This window comes from Curtobacterium pomorum (assembly GCF_044497295.1).
Taxonomy (GTDB): Bacteria; Actinomycetota; Actinomycetes; order Actinomycetales; family Microbacteriaceae; genus Curtobacterium.
Map to the genome: position 1 here is coordinate 3,824,810 of NZ_CP172409.1, position 17,738 is coordinate 3,842,547.

A 17,738-nucleotide genomic window follows, 5' to 3' on the forward strand; every position below is an offset into this window, starting at 1 on the left:
CGAGCACGGGGTGGACGCCCCGGGGACGGAAGGGGAACGTCATGGTCGTCATGTGGATCGTCGTCGGAGTGGTCGTGGCCATCGCCGCGCTGCTCACCGTGCTCGAGGTGCAGAACCGCCGTCGTGCGAAGCGCCTCGCCCACCTCGAACCCGTCGACCCGACCCTCGGCGCCCGCTCCCTCGCCGACGCCGAGGCAGCGCACTCGATGACCGAGGGCCTCGCGAAGTCCGCACACCCCGGCATCACCGGTGCCGGCGGGGGACTCGCCGGCTCGTGAGCCGCACCTCGACCCGGCGCGCCCTGCTCGCCGGGGGCGTCGGACTCGGGCTCGCCGGGGTCCTGGCAGCATGCACCCGGCCGGGTCCCACTCCCTCGGGCTCGCCGCGACCGACTGCCAGCGGCTCCGCCGAGCCGACGAGCGCACCGACGTCCGGCGGCCCGGACTCGTGGGACGCCCTCGCCGCCGCGGTCTCCGGCACGCTGCTCCGGTCCGGGTCGAACGGGTGGGACGGCGCACGCGTGCTCGAGAACCCGCGCTACGACGACGCCGACCCGCAGGGGATCCTCCGGGTCGCGGGGGTCGCCGACGTGCAGGCCGGCCTCGCGTTCGCGCGCACGACCCACACGCCCGTCGCACTGCGAGCGGGCGGGCACTCGTACACGGGGTGGTCGGCCGGTGGCGCCCCGGGCACCGACGTCCCGCGGTCGCTCGTGATCAGCACGCAGGACCTCGACGACGTCGAACTGCACGACGACGACACCGTCACGATCGGCCCGGGCGCGCAGCTCGGGGACGTCTACGCCGCGCTCGCGAAGGCCGGTCGGGCCATCGGCGCCGGGTCCTGTCCGACCGTCGGCATCGGCGGGCTCACCCTCGGCGGTGGCGTCGGCGTGCTCGTCCGCTCGTTCGGGCTGACCTGCGACCAGCTCACCGGCGTGACGCTCGTCACCCCGGACGGCTCCGTGCACGAGGTCTCGACGTCCCGCGAACCCGACCTGTTCTGGGCCTGCCGCGGTGGAGGCGGTGGAACCGTCGGCGTCGTGACCGCACTGACGTACCGGACGCGGGCCGCGCCTCCCGTCCTGCTCTTCACCATCACGTTCGCGTGGTCGGCCGCCGCTGCCGTGGTGCGCGCCTGGCAGGACTGGGCGCCCACCGCCGACCCCGAGCTGTGGTCGACGCTCAAGCTGCTGAACGGCAGTCGGCACACCGCGCCGACGGTCACCGTGACCGGCGTGTGGACCGGTTCGAAGACCGGCGCCGACACCTCCGTCGACGGTTTCATCGCCGCCACGGGTGCGAAGCCGCTCGCCCACACCGGACAGGAACTGACCTACGGCGCCGCCATGTCCGCGTTGGCGGGGAAGCCCCAACGGGTGTCCGAGGCGGCGACCTCGTCGATCGGATCGACGAAGCTCACCGACGCACAGATCGACGTGCTCGTCGCGCAGGCGGCAGCGGCGGGCGACGTCGACGGCAACCTGGAGGGCGGGGTCGCGCTCGACGCCCTCGGCGGCGTCGTGGCGGACGTCGGCCGCACCGACTCGGCGTTCCCGTGGCGGTCCGCGCTCATGACCGTGCAGTACACGGCGGTCTTCGCGGACGGCGCCGACCCCGCACCGTTCGACGCGTACGTGCGGGGGTTCCGCCGGGCCATGCGTCCAGCGTGGGGCGACGCGGCGTACGCGAACTACTGCGACGCGGCCATCACGGACCCGTCGGCCTACTTCGGGGACAACACCTCGCGCCTGCACCGCATCGCGGAACAGGCGGACCCGACGGGCGTGCTGGACCAGCCGAACTGGGTCTGACGCACGCACGAGTCTCGGCGTGACGCACGCGGGCCGGGCCGTCCTACGATGACCGCATGGACCTCGTCGACCTGGTGCTGCCGGACGCCGCGGCCTGGCGCACCTGGCTGGACGAGCACGAGGGCGACACCGACGGGGTGTGGCTCGTGCTCGCGAAGAAGGGCACCTCGGAGCCGACGAGCCTGACGTACGACCAAGCCCTCGACGAAGCGCTCTGCTCCGGGTGGATCGACGGGCAGAAGCGCGGCCGCGACGAGGCGACGTTCCGGCAGCGCTTCACCCCGCGGCGGAAGGCCTCGCTCTGGTCGCAGCGGAACATCGGGCTCGTCGCGACGCTCACCGCCGACGGCCGGATGCGCGAACGAGGGCAGGCCGAGATCGACCGTGCCAAGGGCGACGGCCGGTGGGACCGCGCCTACGCCGGAGCCGCGAGCGCCACCGTCCCGGAGGACCTGCAGGCGGCGCTCGACGCCTCGCCCGCGGCAGCCACCCTGTTCGCCGAGCTCGACGCGACGAACCGGTACGCCGTGCTCCACCGGATCACGACGGCGCCGAGCGCCACGGCCCGGACCAATCGGCTGACCAAGCTCGTCGAGGGGCTCGAGCGCGGCGAGACGCCGTACCCCCGCCCGGACCGGCCGTAGCACCCGGGGGACATCCGTCCAGGACGGTTCGACGGAGCAGGCGTAGACCGGGGACATGACCACTGGCACCGACACCACCAACCGTCCGGCCGCCGCCTCCGGCACCTTCCGCATCGGGGGCGACCTCGAGGTGCACCGCCTCGGCTACGGCACCATGCAGCTCACCGGCCCCGGCGTCTGGGGACCCCCGAAGGACCACGACGAGGCCGTCCGCGTGCTCAAGCGCGCCGTCGAGCTCGGCGTGGACTTCTTCGACACCGCCGACTCCTACGGCCCCTACGTCGCCGAGGAGCTCCTGCACGAAGCGCTCCACCCCTACGGCGACGACGTCGTGATCGCGACGAAGGCCGGACTCACCCGGACCGGCCCGAACGAGTGGCCGCCGGTCGGCCGTCCGGAGTACCTGCGGCAGGAGGCGGAGATGAGCCTCCGCCGTCTGGGCCTCGAGCGCATCGACCTGTTCCAGCTGCACCGCATCGACCCGAAGGTCCCGCTCGAGGACCAGGTCGGTGAGCTGAAGAAGCTGCAGGACGAGGGCAAGATCCGGCACATCGGCCTGTCCGAGGTGTCGGTCGACGACGTCAAGGCCGCGCAGGAGATCGCCACGATCGTCTCCGTCCAGAACCTGTACAACCTGCAGAAGCGCGACGCCGAGGAACTCCTCGACTGGTCGACCGAGCAGGGCATCGCGTTCATCCCGTGGTTCCCGCTCGCGACGGGCGGCCTGACCGGCGAGGACTCGCCGCTCACCGAGATCGCCGAGCGGAAGGGTGCGTCGCCGGCGCAGCTCGCACTCGCCTGGCTGCTCAAGCGCTCGCCGGTCGTCCTGCCGATCCCCGGCACGTCGAGCGTCTCGCACCTGGAGGACAACCTGCAGGGCGCGACCATCGAGCTCACCGACGAGGAGTTCGAGGAGCTGTCGAAGCTGGGTTCCTGACCCGGGGTCGCGGACGCGACCGAACGGCGGACTGGAGGCCCGTGGCGACACCGCCACGGGCCTCCAGTCCGTTTCCTGGTTGCGGATGCATACGCAGTATGGGCATACTCCGTATGTCCATGGTGGACGAGAGACGGGGAAGTGTCATGAGCGTACGGATGGGCGTACTCGCGCTGCTGGTGGGGGGACCCGGGTACGGGTACCAGCTCAGGGGGGAGTTCGAGCACCGCACCGGCGGGAGCTGGCCGCTGAACATCGGCCAGGTCTACACGACCCTCGACCGCCTGGAACGCGACGGCCTCGTGGCCCGCGGCGACACCGACGACGACGGCCACGTCGTCTACACGGTGACCGACGCGGGTCGCGGGGAAGTGGCGCGCTGGTTCAGTGAGCCGGTGCCCGCCAAGCGCGGTCGCGACGAACTGGCGATCAAGCTGGCCCTCGCCGTCACCGTGCCGGGTGTCGACGTCACCCGCCTGGTGCAGGTGCAGCGGGCCGCAGCGATCCGGAACCTGCAGGACCTGACCCGGCTCAAGCGCACGACCGATCCCGCGACGGACCTGGCGTGGTCGCTCGTGCTCGAGTCGATGGTGTTCCAGGCCGAGGCCGAGGTGCGCTGGCTCGACCACGTGGAATCGACCGTGGCTCGGTACCGGCCGGACGAGCACCCGGCGGCTGACGCCAGCTCCTCGTCCCCGACCGCTGCCGACGTCGCGCGGAGCGCACGGTGAGCGCCGCACCGCTCCTGCAGCTCGACGCCGTCAGTGTGCACTACGGCTCCGGCGCGAAGGCCGTCACGGCCCTGGCCGGCATCGACCTGGCCGTCCAGCGCGGCGAGATGGTCGCCGTGATGGGGACCTCGGGCTCCGGCAAGTCGACGCTGCTCGCCTGCGCCGGCACCCTGCTGCCGCCCACGAGCGGCGAGGTCCTGATCGACGGCGCGTTCGTGTCCGATCGGCCCGCCAAGGAACTCGCGGCCCTGCGCCGTCGCCTCATCGGGTTCGTGTTCCAGGACTTCAACCTGATCCCCTCGCTCACCGCCGTCGAGAACGTGGCGCTGCCGCTCGAACTCGACGGCTGGAAGGCCTCGCAGGCCCGGCGCGCCGCGGAACTGGCGCTCGACAACGTCGAACTCGCACACCGCGCCGACGCCTACCCGGACGACCTGTCCGGCGGGCAGCAGCAGCGCGTCGCGATCGCCCGGGGCGTGGTCGGCGAACGTCGGCTCGTGCTGGCCGACGAGCCGACCGGCGCACTCGACTCGCAGACCGGCGAGGTCGTGCTCCGCATGCTCCGTCGACACGTGGACGCCGGAGCCGGCGCGCTGCTCGTCACCCACGACGCCCGGCACGCGGCCTGGGCGGACCGGATCGTCTTCCTGCGCGACGGTCGCGTGGTCGACGAGACCGTGTACTCGGGCGTCGAGCTCGCCCTGTCGGACCGGACCGCGTCGTGAGCCGGCGTCGGCGTCCCGGTACCGGCCGGACGCCGTTCGCCCTCCGACCGGCGCTCCGTCTGGGGCGTCGACTGGCCTTCGCGAAGGCCGGTCGTGCGGCACTGATCATCGCGCTCATCGGCATCCCGACCGCCGGGTTCGCCGCAGTGGCGGTCGTCGTGCAGTCGACACAGCCCACGGTCGAGGAGTCACTGGACTACGACCTCGGCAACGCGGCGGCGCAGATGCGGGTGTCCGGACCGGACCTGCCCGGCATGCGGCAGGACCCGGTGCAGTGGCAGTTCACCGACTCGAAGCGGAACAGCCCGGTCACGAAGGCCGACGAGGACGCCCCGTTCGCGAACGTCCTCGCCCACGTGCCGGACGGTGCCCTGTCGATCCCGGTCGGCAGTACCCCCGTCGTGGTGCAGGGTCCGCAGGGCCCGGTGGGTCTGGCCGCGGTGGAGGGCAGCGTCTGGGACCCGTCCCTCGAGGGGCACTGGCGCGTCCTCGACGGCTCGGCACCGACCGCACGCAACCAGCTCATGGTCACGCCCGCGACCCTCGACCGGCTCGGTGCGCACATCGGTGACACCGTCGACCTCACCGACCCCGTCACGAAGCGGTTCACGATCACCGGGACGATGCGCGACCTCGGCTCGGCACCGAGCGAGCAGGGGGTGTTCCTGCCCTGGGGGACGACGCTGTCGACGACCGACACCACCGACGACGTCGGCCTGACCGACGTCACCGTCTACCTGCCGTCGGACGCCCCGACCTGGTCGGAGATCCGGCAGCTCAACGCGCACGGCATCGTCGTGCAGTCACGCCCCGTGGTCCTCGACCCGCCGGACGCCCGCCTGCCCGGCGGCCAGATGAGCTCCTCGCTGCTGTGGTACCTCGGTGCGATGGCGCTGCTCGGTGTCTTCGCGATGTTCGAGGTCGCACTGCTCGCCGGGGCCGCGTTCCTGGTCGGGACGCGGGCGGACACCCGTTCGTACGCGATCGTGACGAGCGTCGGCGGGGACAAGCGGTTCGTCCGGACGATCGTCGCCGGCTCCGGCCTCGTGCTCGGGTCGATCGGCGCGGTCCTCGGCGTCGCGGCGGGCACCGGGCTCGGCGTCGTGGTGTTCCGCCTGATCGACAACGGCGACGTCGTGTCGTTCCCGGGCCTGCACGTGCCCCCGCTCCTGCTGCTCGTGGTCGCGGCCGCCGGCATCCTGGCCGGGCTGGTCTCCGCCCTCGTCGCCGCTCGGGCCGCCACGCGCATCAACGTGCTCGCAGCGCTGCGGGGTTCGCTCCGTCCCGCGCCCGTCGACCGTCCGGCCCGCCGTCGGCGCCGCGTCTGGGGGCCGGCGCTCGTCGTCGCCGGCGCCGTGATGACGCTGGCCTGCGGCGTCGGGGTGCTCATGCTCAACGACCGCCCGGTGCAGGACGACCACTGGGCCTGGGTGGCCGGGGCCGGAGTCGCGCTCGGACCGTGCCTGATGCAGCTCGGCATCGCGATCTGCTCGCCGTGGCTCCTCGCCCTCGTCACGCGGCTGTCGTCGCGCCTCGGGTTGTCGGCGCGTCTCGCCGCACGCGATGCACGGCGCAACCCGGTCCGGACGGTGCCGGTGCTCGCGAGCGTGATGAGCGTCGTGTTCGTCGCGTCGGTGGTGATCACGTGGAGTGCGTCGAGCCACGCCCAGTACGTCCGTGGGTACGAGTACCGCACGGCCGTCGGAGTGGCGACGACCGAGGTGCAGCTGTCCAGCGAGGACGGTGCCTCCAGCGGTCACGACGCGGCGTTGACGGCACACGCGGCGAAGGTCGTGGCCCGGGTGTTCGACCACGACCGGATCCGGGTGCTCGGCGTGGCCGAGGGCTGGGCGGGCGACACCCCGTCGTCCGTGACGCTGCCGCACCGGTGGACGGACTTCGACTGCCCCGCGAACGACACCACCGGCTGCGCGTACTACCTCGACACCGCTGACGCGAGTACGCCGCACATCTGGACGGGCACCGTCGACGACTACGCCGTGCTCACCGGCCACCGCCCGTCGGCTGCCGTGCGGGATGCGCTCGAGGGCGGCAAGGCGGTGTCCCTGTGGCCGGAGTACGCCCACGACGGCGCGGTCCGCATCGACACGTTCCACGACCGCACGTGGGAGAGCCCGACGATCACGACGAGGACGAAGCCGGACGCCAGCGTGTCCATCCCTGCGGTGCTCGACGTGCAGTCGCCGCGGATCCAAGTCGGCGTCTTCATGACGAAGGCGACCGCTGCGCAGTACGGGGTCCCGGCCGTCGACGGCATGCTCGTCACGACGCTGCCCGGGGACATCGCCCCCGAACAGTGGGACGAGCTGAGTTCCGCCTGGCAGAGCTTCGGCGGTGCGGACCGAGCCCGGTGGGACGGCCCGCAGTTCGCCTACGAGGCCGGTCCGGTCGACAACGGCGCGCTCATCCGCGCGATCGTGCTCGCGCTGGCCGCAGCCGTGACGATCGGTGCGACTGCGGTGGCCATCGGGCTCGCACGGTCCGACGGGCGCCGAGACGACGAGGTGCTCGACGCGATCGGTGCTGCACCACGACTCCGGCGGCGGGTGTCGACCTGGCAGGCGGCGATCCTGGCCTCGGTGGGCGCGGTGATCGGCACCCTGCTGGGGCTGCTGCCGATGCGGGCGCTCACCCTGCGGTTCACGGAGCCCGTGGTCGGGACGAACCACATGCCGTTCGTTCCGGACTGGTCGATGCTGGCCCTGCTGGCGATCGGGCTGCCGCTGGTCGTGACCGCGGGGGCGTGGCTCACCGCGCACGGCCGACGCCGGGTGGCGGTGCGGCGGGCGCACTGAGGCGGGGCGGCACCGTGCGTGCTGCTGCCGTGGTGCGGCCCGGTCAGGCGCCGGGCTGCACCACCATGAGCACGGCGACGACGACCCACACCAGGTTGAACGAACCGACCAGCGCCGCGAGCTTCCGCGGCGAGCGCTCCGTCCCGTTGCCGCGGAGGACCTGGCGCTGCTCCGGCAGGACCCCGAGCGCGAGGATCGCCGCAGCCACGGCGGTCAGACCGATCGACACGAGCAGCCAGGCCTCGTCGAGCGCCCCGACCTCGAACGCCAGCGCCGTGCCGAACGTCGGGACGGCGAGCGAGATGATCGAGTACACGTGGCAGATCCGGTGCAGGACCGTCGCGACGGCTCGAGCGGCCTGGTCGTCCGGATCGGCGACGAGCGCGCGTGCGGGCTTCGGGAACGTGCTCCCGGCGACCGCGACGGGCCCGAGGGTGAGCAGCGCCGCCACGACGTGCACGGTGAGGAGGACGCTGGACATCCCTTCCAGCCTAGGGCGCGGGTGTCGTGCTCACGTGCCGGTGCAGAAGGACTCGACGTCGACGTGCACCCCGTCGGGTCCACCGCCGAGCCGCATCCGTTCCACCGCGGCGTCCCCGCGGAGCGGCATGACGAGGTCGGTGCCCATCGCCCGGTCGACCGCCGCGTAGCCCGCTGCATCCCACCCCGCCTGCACGCGCGGTGCCAGGTCCTGCGGCCGGACGGTGGGCAGCACGAGCGACCCGGTCCACCGCCGTCCACCGTCGTCGCACCGCTCCGCGACGAGTTCGACCTGCGGCGGCCGGGCAGCGGCGGGCGTCGGTGAGGACAGGTCGTCGAGGGGGCCGGCCCAGCGGATCGTGTCCTCGAGCAACGCGCGGGTGTCCGCCTCGATCGCGTCGGCGTCGAGCGTCGTCGTCGTGGTCGGCACCGGACCCGGCCATTCGGGGTCCGGCGTCACCGACGGCTCGGTCGTCGTCGCGGCCTCCGGAGCACGGCGGAGGGACCCGTCCGGCAGCCCGCTCCCCGTGAGCAGCGGACCGACGGCGAGCAACCCGACCACCGCGATCGCGATGCCCGCGTCCAGCGGCCACAGGAACTCGGGCACCTGGACGGCCTCGTCAGCCCTCGTGGCCCGTGTCCGGCGCAGCCACAACGCGACGGTCAAGAACCCCACCCCGACCGCCACGACCGCCAGCTCGATGGGGAGCGGCACGATCCCGAGCCCGGCAGCCCACCACGTCGCCGGCAGTGCGGTTGCGATCGCGGTGGTCAGGTACGACGCGGCGACCAACCGGGTCTCGCGTCGCGGCAGGACCTCGTCGGCGCCGCGTGGGCGGGACAGTATCCACGCCGTCGCCACGACCGCGTTGACGCCGACCCCGATGCGTCCGAGACCGAGCCCCACGAACTGGCCGAAGTCCCACCAGATCTGCGTGTCGTCCTCCACCTCGTACCGGGTGTGCCCAGCGAAGTGGAGCAGGACGAGGACGCCGCCCACCCCGAGCAGGTACAGCGCCCAGGACCACCGCGGCACCGCGAGTCGTCGGAGCGCGGCGGCGACGAACACCACCGACGTCGGCATGAGCAGCAGCAGCGCGACGCCCGCCACGCCGTCGAACGCTTTCGGTTCCACGCCTGCGACGCTACGAGCACCCCGTGCCGTCGCCGGGCTCCGGGCGCGCGACTACGTCCGAGGACCCATCGCGATCGGCACCTCGGCCAACACGACCTCGTCGTCCATCGGGATCGGCCCCCGGATCCGCGGGAGCCCGTCGACCCACTCGACCGTCACCCCCGCAGCCGCGAGCCCTGCGACGCTCACGTCGATCCGGAGCAGGGGCAGCGCGAGGTCGCCGTACCGCTCGGCGACGACCTCGGACACCCGGTCCGGCGTCGTCGCGCGGACGTACCCGTCGGGTTCGAGCGGCACCCCGCGGGTCGCGACCTCGTACTCGCCGAACCCGCGGCTCATCTCCCAGTCGTCGGCGATCGCCACGTGACAGACCACATCGGTCATGGACCCTCCTCGTCAATGAAACGGGAGCGTATCATTACGGGTAGGCTGGTCTCGTGAACAAGCGAGGACGTCCGACCGCCGACGAGCGGGTCGCCCGCGACGAGCGGATCCTCGACGTCGCGACCGACCTGTTCCTCGAGCACGGCTTCGCAGGAGTCGCGCTGGATCGCATCGCCGCCGAGGCCGGGGTCACGAAGCGCACGCTCTACACGGCGATCGGCGACAAGCCCGCACTGCTCCGCGCGGTCGTCCGACGACAGCACACGTACGCGGACGGGCCCACCCGCGACCTCGAGTCCACCGCGGCGTCGATCGGCGGCGCGTTGCTCTCGGACCGCGCCGTCGCCCTGCACCGGCTCGTCATCGCGGAGTCGAGCCGGTCGCCCGAGCTCGCCCGCGAGTTCCACGAGGCCGGCCCGCTCGCCGCCCAACAGGCCCTGGTCCGTGCCGGAGCGACTCCGGAGACCGCCGCCGAACTCTTCACGCTGCTGCTCGGGGAGCTCCACCGCGAGCGCCTGCTCGGCCTGGCTCCGGAGCCGACGGCCACCGAGGTCGCCGCACGCGCCGCGCGTGCCGTCGCGGTGCTCTCGACGTGACCCGAGGGCGGACAGGAGGCCCGGTGCCAGCTGGCACCGGGCCTCCCGTCCGTCGCGGCGTGAGCCGTGCTCAGGCGAGGTCGGGCAGCGCCTCCGCGTAGGTGCGGAACTCGCCGCGCTCGGCGTGGATCGCCCACAGCCGGTCCGCGATGGACTCGCCCGAGTGCTCCGGCTGCCCGTCGTCGATGCCGAACGGGATGATGAGCTGGCCGACGTGGACCTGCTCGTCGCGCACGGCGTCGTGCAGGAGCTGGGCGTAGGCGCTCTCCGCCGCGAAGGCGACCGAGGTGCCGGTGACCCGGGCGCCGGGCCGGACCGCACTGCCGCCGTTCACGAACAGGATCGTGCCGTGGCCGATCGCCCGCATGCCGGGCAGCACCTGACGGACCGCGTTGACCGAGCCGTAGACCGAGAACTCGATCGGGCCGACCAGGTCGTCGGCGGTGGTCTCGAGAACGGGGCGCATGTACTCCTTGGCGGGGAGCGGGCTGTACTGCAGCACCTCGATCGGGCCGAGCTGCTCGCTCGCGCGCTCGAGGGCGGTGCGGAGCGAGTCGCCGTCACGGACGTTCGCGGCGAACCCGGCGGCGGTGATGCCCTGCTCGCGCAGCGATGCGGCGAGGCCGTCCAGCCGGTCCTGGTTGCGGGAGATCAAGGCGATCGAGAAGCCCTCACGGCCGAAGCGCTCGGCGACGGCGAGTCCGAGGCCTTTGCCGGCCCCGATGATGGCGATGGTGGTCATGCGGAGTACTCCTCGTCGGTGACGTGTTCGAGCCAGGTGGTGGTGGTCGCCGGGTCGTCGGCGAGGTCGAGCATCGCGAGGTGCTCCATGTAGTCCGTCGGGGTCGCACCGTGCCAGTGCTCCTCACCGGCCGGCGTGTAGACGGTCTGCCCGGCCTGGACCTCGACGACGCCGCCGCCACGGGTCCCCATCCGGGCGACGCCCTCGGTGACGTGCAGGGTCTGCCCCTTGGCGTGCGAGTGCCACGCGGTCCGCGCGCCGGGCAGGAACCGGACCTTGGCGACGGTCATCGACTGGCCGTCCTCCTTCGGCGAGGCGATGGCGTCGAGGTAGACGTCTCCGGTGAACTGCTCGGCCGGGTTCTTGACGGTCGGCTGCTTCGGTTGGATCTCCATAACCCCGACGGTAGGCCGATGTGCGCACCGGAGGGAGGTGCCGACCGTACCCCTCAGCCGTTTCCCGAACACCACGTGTGTGATCGACGCACGATCCGGGAGGACCACCGTGGACAGCAGCGAACACCCGCACCAGCACCCGACCCCCACCCGCGCCCGACGCGCCTGGTCCGCCGCGGGCATCGCCGCGGTGGCCGCGCTCGCCCTCGGCGGCTGCGCCGACGCCGCACCGGACGACGACCGCGGCTCGTCGGCGAGCGCCCGGGCCACCGCCCCGGCCGACCTGCCGACCGGACAGACCGCGCCCGACGGCGACACCACCGACGTGATCACGGGGCTCGAGGCACCGTGGTCCGTCGTCCGCACCGGCGATGACGGCGACGCCCTGGTCAGCGAGCGCGACTCCGCCCGGATCCTCGAGCTGCAGGACGACGGCACGACGCGCGAGGTCGGCACGGTCGACGGCGTCAGCCACGGCGGCGAGGGCGGACTGCTCGGCCTGGCCCTGCACGACGACGACCTGTTCGTGTACTCGACGGCCGACGACGGCAACCGGATCCAGCGGTACGACCTGACCGGCACCACGGGCTCGTGGGCGCTCGGCGACGCCACGACGATCATCGACGGACTGCCGTCGAACACGTTCCACGACGGCGGCCGGATCGCGTTCGGCCCCGACGACATGCTCTACGCCAGCGTCGGGGATGCCGGCGCGAGCAGCGACGCGCAGGACGAGGACTCACTCGCGGGCAAGATCCTGCGGCTCACCCCGGACGGCGACGTGCCGGACGACAACCCCGTCGACGGGTCCCCGGTGTGGAGCCTCGGCCACCGCAACGTGCAGGGCATGGGCTGGTCGTCGGACGGCACGATGTTCGCGTCGGAGTTCGGCGAGAACACCCTCGACGAGTTGAACGTCATCGAGGCGGGGGAGAACTACGGCTGGCCAGAGGTCGAAGGGGAGGGCGGCGAGGACCAGGGCTTCGTCGATCCGGTGCAGCAGTGGTCGACGGACGAGGCCTCCCCGAGTGGCCTGACGGTCGTCAACGACACCGTGTTCGTGGCCAACCTGCGCGGCGAGGTGCTCCGGGCGATCCCTGCGGACGACCCGGGTTCGTCGACCGAGTACTTCCAGGGCGACTTCGGCCGGATCCGGACCGTGCTCGAGGGGCCGTCGGACACGCTGTGGTTCGTCACGAACAACACCGACGGCCGCGGTGACCCTGTGCAGGGCGACGACCGCATCGTGTCCGTGCCGCTGACCCGCGCCGCGGGGTGAGCCGACGGAGCGCTGCCACGGGGGTTCCGGCAGCCCCTCGCTCGCATGCTCCCCGGCCCGTTACCGTGACGACATGAACCACCGCGACGAAGCCCGCGACTTCCTGTCCAGCCGTCGCGCCCGCATCACCCCCGAGCAGGCCGGGGTCGAGACGTTCGGCACCCGCCGCAGGGTCACCGGGCTCCGGCGCGAAGAGGTCGCCCGGCTGGCAGGCGTCAGCATCGACTACTACACGCGACTGGAGCGGGGGAACCTGCAGGGCGTCTCCGACAGCGTGCTCGAGGCCATCGCCGGCGCACTGCAGCTCGACGCGGCCGAGCTCGAACACCTCCGAGACCTGTCCCGGCACCAGAACGCGACCCCGCGGCGGGCGGGCACGGTCGTGCCGGTCGCCGCGGTCCGCCCGGAGCTGCAGTACCTGCTCGACGTCATCACCGACGCTCCGGCGATGATCATCAACAACCGCCAGGACATCGTCGCCGCCAACGCCCTCGGCTACGCCATGCACTCGGACCTGGTGTCGGCGCCGGCCCGACCGATGAACTTCTCGCGCTTCATCTTCCTCGACCCCCAGGCGCGGAACTTCTACCAGGACTGGCAGCGGGCGGCGCACACGAACGTCGCGATCCTGCGGCGCGAGGCCGGCCGCACGCCGAACGACCGCAACCTCGCGGCGCTCATCGGGGAACTCTCGATGCGGAGCGACGACTTCCGCGCGCTCTGGGCCGCGCACGACGTCCGGCGCCACTACGCCGGCGTGAAGTCCTTCCACCACGCCGTCGTCGGCCCGCTCGAGCTGCACTTCCAGACGCTCGAACTCGCCGAGGACCCCGGACTCGCGCTGACGATCTACCCGGCGACCCCGGGCAGCCCGACCGCCGACGCGCTCCGCCTGCTCGCTTCTTGGGCGGCGACGGAGCAGATCGCGGAACGCGCGCGCAGCGCGGTCAGCCCCGGATGAGCGGTGCCCCGCGGAGCGTCAGCCCCGGATGATGTCGTCCGCGATGCGTGCGGCGTCATCGATGGGCACCGCGAAGCCGATGCCGATGTTGCCGGAGGAGTAGCCGAGCGTCGCGATCGACGTGTTCACCCCCACGACGCGGCCGTCGAGCCCGACCAGCGGCCCGCCGGAGTTGCCGGGGTTGATCGACGCGTCGGTCTGCACGAGCGGCTGCGCCGATCGCTGCGAAGTCCGTTCGAGGGCGCTGATGATGCCCGAGGTGACGGTGCCGTTCAGGCCGAGCGGGGACCCGACCGCGATGACGGACTCGCCGATCCGCAGGTCGGCGCTGCGTCCGAGGTCGGCTGCGGGCACGGTCAGGCCGGTCGCCTCGATGACCGCGATGTCGCTGTCCTCGTCGCTGCCGACGACCCGGCCGTCGGTGCTGGTGCCGTCGGGCAGTACGAGCCGTACGGCCGACGAACCGTCGACGACGTGGTGGTTCGTCATGACGTGTCCGGCGTCGTCGATGACGAAGCCGGATCCGCTCCCGCCGGTCGTGCGGACCTGCACGACGCTCTGCAGCATCCGCTGGGCGGCGTCCTCGGCGTCGGTCGCAGTACCGCCGGACGAGCCGGACGTCCCCGACGAGCCGGACGTGCCGGACTGCTGCCGACCGGCCACCGGGGCGCTGACCGGGGAGTCCGGGGTGACGAGCAGGGCGCCGGTGACCCCCGCGGTGCCGCCGAGGACGAGCGCGGCGACGAGGACGGTCGCGGTTCGGCCGCCGCCCCGCCGCTCGCGGCGCGGTGCCGGCTCGTCGAGCTCGGATCGGCGGGTGGCCGGGTCCGGTGGGGGGCCCTGGACGGGCGTGGGGACGGACGGGAGGCCCGTTGCGAGCTGGTCCCGGGCCTCCCGTCCGCCGTCTGGTCGCGCAGATCGCTCGGGCGGTGCGCCGGTGGACCAGTGCTGTGGACCTGCGGGCCGGCCGATGCCGGGCGGGGTGTCACTCATGGTCGTGTCCTCGTGTTCAGACGATGCGGGCGAACCAGCGGAGGGAGAGCGCGCCGGCGGTGAGGGCGAGGAGCATGCCGAGCAGGGCGAGCCACGGCGTGATCTCGACGGGTTCCTCGTGCCAACCGATCGACGAGCCGATGTCCTGGTAGACCTCGCGGAGTTCGCCGGTGCTGGACGCCCGGTAGAACCGTCCGTCGGTCTCGTCCGCGAGCTGGCGGAGCGAGGTCTCGTCGACGGGGACGGCCTGCTGCGTCCCCCAGAGGTTCGCGACCCCGGAATCGGTGCCGTAGGCGATGGTGGAGACGGGCATGCCGGCTTCGCGAGCTGCTTCGGCGGCCGCGGCGGGTTCGCGCCCGGTGGTGTTCGCGCCGTCGGAGAGCAGCACGAGTCGCGCCGGGATGCGCTCCGGTTCCCCGGACCCGCCGGGGGTCGGGGACGGCGACGCCGAGCCGGTGGCACCCTCGTCACTGAGGCGGTCGACCTCGCCGACCGCCTCGAAGACGGCCTCGCCGATCGCCGTCCCACCGCCGCCGTCGTCCATGCCGGCGATGGCCTCCCGGACCGCTTCGTGGTCGCGGGTGGCCGGAGCCAGGACGTCCGCGCCGCCGGCGAAGGCGATCGCCCCGACGTTGAACGTCTCCGGCATCTCGGCGACGAAGGACTCGGCGGCGGACTTGGCGGCCTCGAGCCGGTTCGGGTCGACGTCGTCGGCCTGCATCGAGCCGGACGTGTCGATCGCGACGATGACCGTGGCACGCTCGTACGGCACCCGGACGTCGATCTCGGGGCGCGCACCGGCGAAGCCGAGGGCGGTCAGGCCGACCAGGACGAGCGCCGCGGGCAGGTGCCGACGCCACCGGGGCTGCTTCGGGACGAGCTTGTCGAGCATCGGCAGGGTCGCGAAGCGCACGGCGTACCGACGGCGTCGGCGCTGGACGAGCAGGTACGCCACGGCGAGCGCCGCCACCGGCACCAGGGCGAGCAGGAACCAGGGTGTGAGGAAGGTCATCGGGTCCTCCGTGCCGATCGGGCGGGCGTGCGGTGCCGGCGGTGGATGAAGCGGGTGAGTTCGCGGCCGAGGTCATCGTCAGTGCGCAGGACCAGGTGGTCGGCCCCGGCGGCGCGGACGGCGGTGGCGGTGGCCGCGCGGTGGGCGGCTGCTCCGGCGGCGTACGCGGTGCGGAGTGCCCGGTCCGAGGTGGCGACGACGCGCTGGGCGCCGGACTCCGGGTCGACGAAGACGACGTCGCCGACGTCGGGCAGGTCGAGCTCGCGGGGGTCGAGCACCTCGACGACGATGACCTCGTGGCGTGCCGACAGCCGACGCAGGGCGGGTTCCCACGGCAGCCGCGCGCTGTCGGTCGCCGGCTGGTCGAGCAGGTCACTGATGACGACCCGCAGACCGCGGCGGGGCGCCTGGGCGGCGAACACGCGGAGCGCTGCGGCCAGGTCGGTCGTCGGGACGCCGTCGCGGGGGCCCGGATCGGCACGGAGCACGCGGCGGGCGGTGGTGCGACCGGCGCGCGGAGGGGTCCAGCGGATCCCCTCGGTGCCGACGACGCCGAGTCCCACCCGGTCACCCGCGCCGGTGGTGAGCAGGCCGATCGCCGCCGCCGTCCAGGTGGCGACGTCGGCCTTCTCACGGTCGGTGGTGCCGAAGGCCATGCTCGGCGAGCGGTCGACCAGCACCCACGTCTCGAGGGCGTGCTCAGCGCGGGTGAGCCAGACGTACGGTTCGCCGGCGCGAGCCGTGGCGTTCCAGTCGATCCGGCGGACGTCGTGCCCGGGCTGGTAGCGCACGAGTTCCTCGGGGTCGCTTCCCGTGCCGAGGGACAGGCCCTGGTGGTCGCCGTGCACCGTGCCGTCGACACGGCGCCGGACGGTGAGCTCGAGGCGGCGGAGCCGTGCGGCGTCGCTCACGGCGTCGCCTCGTACGGGGTGGAAGCGGCCGCGGCGGGGGTCGGTGCGGCTGGGGGGTACCGCACGTCACCGCCCGCCGCGACCGCGCTCGGGTCCTCGGACGACGCGATCCGAGGCTGCGGGACGGCCGCGAGCACGGCCTCCACAGCGGTCCTGGGGTCGACCCCGTCGGCGACGGCGTCGAAGGTGAGCACGAGGCGGTGCGCGAGCACGTCGGAGGCGACGTCCGCGATGTCACCGGGCAGCACGTAGTCGCGGCCCCGGAGGAGCGCAAGCGCCCGGGCCGCGGCGACCAGGCCGAGCGACCCGCGAGCACTGACGCCGTACTCGAGCACTCCGTCGAGGGTGTGTACGCCGTACCGGTGCGGGTGGCGGGTCGCCATCACGAGCTGCACGGCGAACATCGCGACCGCGTGGTGCACGAACACCTGCTCAGCCTCGGCCTGCAACCGGACGATGTCGGGCACCGTCAGGATCTGCTGCGCGCGTGGCCGGTCGGCGCTCATCCGCTGCACGATGGTCAGCTCCCCGAGCTCGTCGGCATGGTCGACGTCGACCTTGAGCAGGAAGCGATCGCGCTGCGCTTCGGGGAGCGCGTACACGCCGTCGTTCTCGATCGGGTTCTGGGTGGCGAGCACGATGAAGGGGTCGGGGAGTCGATGGGTCTGCCCACCGATCGAGACCTGCTGCTCGGCCATCGCCTCGAGCAGCGCCGACTGCACCTTGGCGGGAGCGCGGTTGATCTCGTCGGCGAGCACGAGGTTGGCGAACACCGGTCCGGGTTCGACGTCGAAGGTCTCGGTGGACGGCCGCCAGACCCGCGTGCCGACGATGTCGGACGGCATCAGGTCGGGGGTGAACTGCAGGCGGACGAAGTCCCCGCCGACGACGGTGGCCAGGGTGCGGACCGCGAGGGTCTTCGCGACGCCGGGGACGCCCTCGAGCAGCACGTGGCCCCGGGCGAGCAGCCCGATCATCATCCGCTCGACCATGGCGTCCTGGCCGACGACCACGTGCTTGACCTCGAACAGTGCGCGTTCGAGGACGGCTGACGCGGACGGCGTCGTGTACGGGTCGGCGTGGGCGGCTTCGGTCATGGTGTCCTCCTGTCGTTCGGGTGCGTCCCACTCCAGTCGCCAGGGGCGAAAACGACGGGAAGCCGGATCGAAACCGGACCGAAAAGG

At 72.9% G+C, this 17,738-nt stretch carries 19 protein-coding genes; 10 read left to right on the top strand and 9 right to left on the bottom strand.

Going from position 1 to position 17,738, the window contains the following annotated elements; translation table 11 throughout:
* Positions 1–41 precede the first annotated feature (41 nt).
* The 7 genes from ACGH48_RS18385 (at position 42) to ACGH48_RS18415 (ending at position 7,666) form a co-directional block, all read left to right on the top strand.
* Positions 42–278: a hypothetical protein gene (locus tag ACGH48_RS18385; protein WP_123311486.1), complete on the top strand. Its 237-nt coding sequence runs from the start codon at positions 42–44 to the stop codon at positions 276–278.
* Positions 275–1,813 carry an FAD-binding oxidoreductase gene (locus tag ACGH48_RS18390; protein WP_396289651.1) on the top strand — a complete coding sequence of 513 codons (1,539 nt, stop codon included), beginning with the start codon at positions 275–277 and terminating at the stop codon, positions 1,811–1,813. The genes ACGH48_RS18385 and ACGH48_RS18390 overlap by 4 nt, the downstream gene beginning before the upstream one ends.
* A gap of 56 nt (positions 1,814–1,869) precedes the next feature.
* Positions 1,870–2,457: a YdeI family protein gene (locus tag ACGH48_RS18395; protein ID WP_396289652.1), complete on the top strand. Its 588-nt coding sequence runs from the start codon at positions 1,870–1,872 to the stop codon at positions 2,455–2,457.
* Between the two features lie 55 nt (positions 2,458–2,512).
* Positions 2,513–3,394, top strand: coding sequence for an aldo/keto reductase (locus ACGH48_RS18400; RefSeq protein ID WP_340196938.1), 882 nt, complete (start codon positions 2,513–2,515; stop codon positions 3,392–3,394).
* Between the two features lie 146 nt (positions 3,395–3,540).
* A complete protein-coding gene (locus ACGH48_RS18405) occupies positions 3,541–4,125 on the top strand; it encodes a PadR family transcriptional regulator (RefSeq protein ID WP_396289653.1) in 585 nt (194 codons plus the stop codon).
* Complete coding sequence (locus ACGH48_RS18410; RefSeq protein ID WP_396289654.1) at positions 4,122–4,850, top strand: ABC transporter ATP-binding protein; 729 nt, start codon at positions 4,122–4,124, stop codon at positions 4,848–4,850. Before ACGH48_RS18405 ends, ACGH48_RS18410 begins: the two co-directional genes overlap by 4 nt.
* A complete protein-coding gene (locus ACGH48_RS18415) occupies positions 4,847–7,666 on the top strand; it encodes an FtsX-like permease family protein (protein ID WP_396289655.1) in 2,820 nt (939 codons plus the stop codon). Before ACGH48_RS18410 ends, ACGH48_RS18415 begins: the two co-directional genes overlap by 4 nt.
* A 43-nt stretch (positions 7,667–7,709) precedes the next feature.
* On the opposite strand, the gene ACGH48_RS18420 is transcribed toward ACGH48_RS18415, so the two are convergent.
* From ACGH48_RS18420 to ACGH48_RS18430, 3 genes are read right to left on the bottom strand one after another with little or no spacing between them, the layout of a single operon-like run.
* Entirely contained in the window at positions 7,710–8,147 is a 438-nt protein-coding gene (locus ACGH48_RS18420) for a hypothetical protein (protein WP_123311473.1), read from the bottom strand.
* 30 nt (positions 8,148–8,177) lie between these two features.
* A complete protein-coding gene (locus ACGH48_RS18425) occupies positions 8,178–9,281 on the bottom strand; it encodes a hypothetical protein (RefSeq protein WP_396289656.1) in 1,104 nt (367 codons plus the stop codon).
* Between the two features lie 51 nt (positions 9,282–9,332).
* A complete protein-coding gene (locus tag ACGH48_RS18430) occupies positions 9,333–9,665 on the bottom strand; it encodes a hypothetical protein (protein ID WP_340196943.1) in 333 nt (110 codons plus the stop codon).
* 53 nt (positions 9,666–9,718) lie between these two features.
* Here ACGH48_RS18430 and ACGH48_RS18435 point away from each other — a divergent pair, with 53 nt between their 5' ends.
* A complete protein-coding gene (locus ACGH48_RS18435; RefSeq protein ID WP_396289657.1) occupies positions 9,719–10,261 on the top strand; it encodes a TetR/AcrR family transcriptional regulator in 543 nt (180 codons plus the stop codon).
* A gap of 70 nt (positions 10,262–10,331) precedes the next feature.
* On the opposite strand, the gene ACGH48_RS18440 is transcribed toward ACGH48_RS18435, so the two are convergent.
* Both ACGH48_RS18440 and ACGH48_RS18445 read right to left on the bottom strand, forming a co-directional pair.
* A complete protein-coding gene (locus ACGH48_RS18440; RefSeq protein ID WP_396289658.1) occupies positions 10,332–11,003 on the bottom strand; it encodes an SDR family NAD(P)-dependent oxidoreductase in 672 nt (223 codons plus the stop codon).
* Positions 11,000–11,398 carry a cupin domain-containing protein gene (locus ACGH48_RS18445; protein ID WP_396289659.1) on the bottom strand — a complete coding sequence of 133 codons (399 nt, stop codon included), beginning with the start codon at positions 11,396–11,398 and terminating at the stop codon, positions 11,000–11,002. Before ACGH48_RS18445 ends, ACGH48_RS18440 begins: the two co-directional genes overlap by 4 nt.
* A 109-nt stretch (positions 11,399–11,507) precedes the next feature.
* On the opposite strand from ACGH48_RS18445, the gene ACGH48_RS18450 reads away from it, so the two are divergent.
* Complete coding sequence (locus tag ACGH48_RS18450) at positions 11,508–12,677, top strand: PQQ-dependent sugar dehydrogenase (RefSeq protein ID WP_396289660.1); 1,170 nt, start codon at positions 11,508–11,510, stop codon at positions 12,675–12,677.
* Positions 12,678–12,750: 73 nt separating this feature from the next.
* The gene (locus tag ACGH48_RS18455) at positions 12,751–13,638 is read left to right on the top strand and encodes a helix-turn-helix transcriptional regulator (RefSeq protein ID WP_396289661.1); all 888 of its coding nucleotides are present in this window, start codon (positions 12,751–12,753) and stop codon (positions 13,636–13,638) included.
* 18 nt (positions 13,639–13,656) lie between these two features.
* On the opposite strand, the gene ACGH48_RS18460 is transcribed toward ACGH48_RS18455, so the two are convergent.
* From ACGH48_RS18460 to ACGH48_RS18475, 4 genes are read right to left on the bottom strand one after another with little or no spacing between them, the layout of a single operon-like run.
* Positions 13,657–14,631, bottom strand: a complete 975-nt coding sequence (locus ACGH48_RS18460; protein ID WP_396289662.1) for a S1C family serine protease — start codon at positions 14,629–14,631, stop codon at positions 13,657–13,659.
* A gap of 16 nt (positions 14,632–14,647) precedes the next feature.
* Complete coding sequence (locus tag ACGH48_RS18465; protein ID WP_396289663.1) at positions 14,648–15,643, bottom strand: VWA domain-containing protein; 996 nt, start codon at positions 15,641–15,643, stop codon at positions 14,648–14,650.
* The gene (locus ACGH48_RS18470; RefSeq protein WP_396289664.1) at positions 15,640–16,554 is read right to left on the bottom strand and encodes a DUF58 domain-containing protein; all 915 of its coding nucleotides are present in this window, start codon (positions 16,552–16,554) and stop codon (positions 15,640–15,642) included. Before ACGH48_RS18470 ends, ACGH48_RS18465 begins: the two co-directional genes overlap by 4 nt.
* Positions 16,551–17,651, bottom strand: a complete 1,101-nt coding sequence (locus ACGH48_RS18475; protein WP_396289665.1) for an AAA family ATPase — start codon at positions 17,649–17,651, stop codon at positions 16,551–16,553. The genes ACGH48_RS18470 and ACGH48_RS18475 overlap by 4 nt, the downstream gene beginning before the upstream one ends.
* Between the last annotated feature and the right edge of the window lie 87 nt (positions 17,652–17,738).

What these genes read in the sequence shown, in the direction of transcription:
- ACGH48_RS18385 (WP_123311486.1), top strand. Translation starts at nt 42, where the DNA reads ATGGTCGTCATGTGGATCGTCGTCGGAGTGGTCGTGGCCATCGCCGCG.
- ACGH48_RS18395 (WP_396289652.1), top strand. Translation starts at nt 1,870, where the DNA reads ATGGACCTCGTCGACCTGGTGCTGCCGGACGCCGCGGCCTGGCGCACC.
- ACGH48_RS18400 (WP_340196938.1), top strand. Translation starts at nt 2,513, where the DNA reads ATGACCACTGGCACCGACACCACCAACCGTCCGGCCGCCGCCTCCGGC.
- ACGH48_RS18405 (WP_396289653.1), top strand. Translation starts at nt 3,541, where the DNA reads ATGAGCGTACGGATGGGCGTACTCGCGCTGCTGGTGGGGGGACCCGGG.
- ACGH48_RS18420 (WP_123311473.1), bottom strand. Translation starts at nt 8,147, where the DNA reads ATGTCCAGCGTCCTCCTCACCGTGCACGTCGTGGCGGCGCTGCTCACC.
- ACGH48_RS18430 (WP_340196943.1), bottom strand. Translation starts at nt 9,665, where the DNA reads ATGACCGATGTGGTCTGTCACGTGGCGATCGCCGACGACTGGGAGATG.
- ACGH48_RS18440 (WP_396289658.1), bottom strand. Translation starts at nt 11,003, where the DNA reads ATGACCACCATCGCCATCATCGGGGCCGGCAAAGGCCTCGGACTCGCC.
- ACGH48_RS18445 (WP_396289659.1), bottom strand. Translation starts at nt 11,398, where the DNA reads ATGGAGATCCAACCGAAGCAGCCGACCGTCAAGAACCCGGCCGAGCAG.
- ACGH48_RS18455 (WP_396289661.1), top strand. Translation starts at nt 12,751, where the DNA reads ATGAACCACCGCGACGAAGCCCGCGACTTCCTGTCCAGCCGTCGCGCC.
- ACGH48_RS18460 (WP_396289662.1), bottom strand. Translation starts at nt 14,631, where the DNA reads ATGAGTGACACCCCGCCCGGCATCGGCCGGCCCGCAGGTCCACAGCAC.
- ACGH48_RS18465 (WP_396289663.1), bottom strand. Translation starts at nt 15,643, where the DNA reads ATGACCTTCCTCACACCCTGGTTCCTGCTCGCCCTGGTGCCGGTGGCG.
- ACGH48_RS18475 (WP_396289665.1), bottom strand. Translation starts at nt 17,651, where the DNA reads ATGACCGAAGCCGCCCACGCCGACCCGTACACGACGCCGTCCGCGTCA.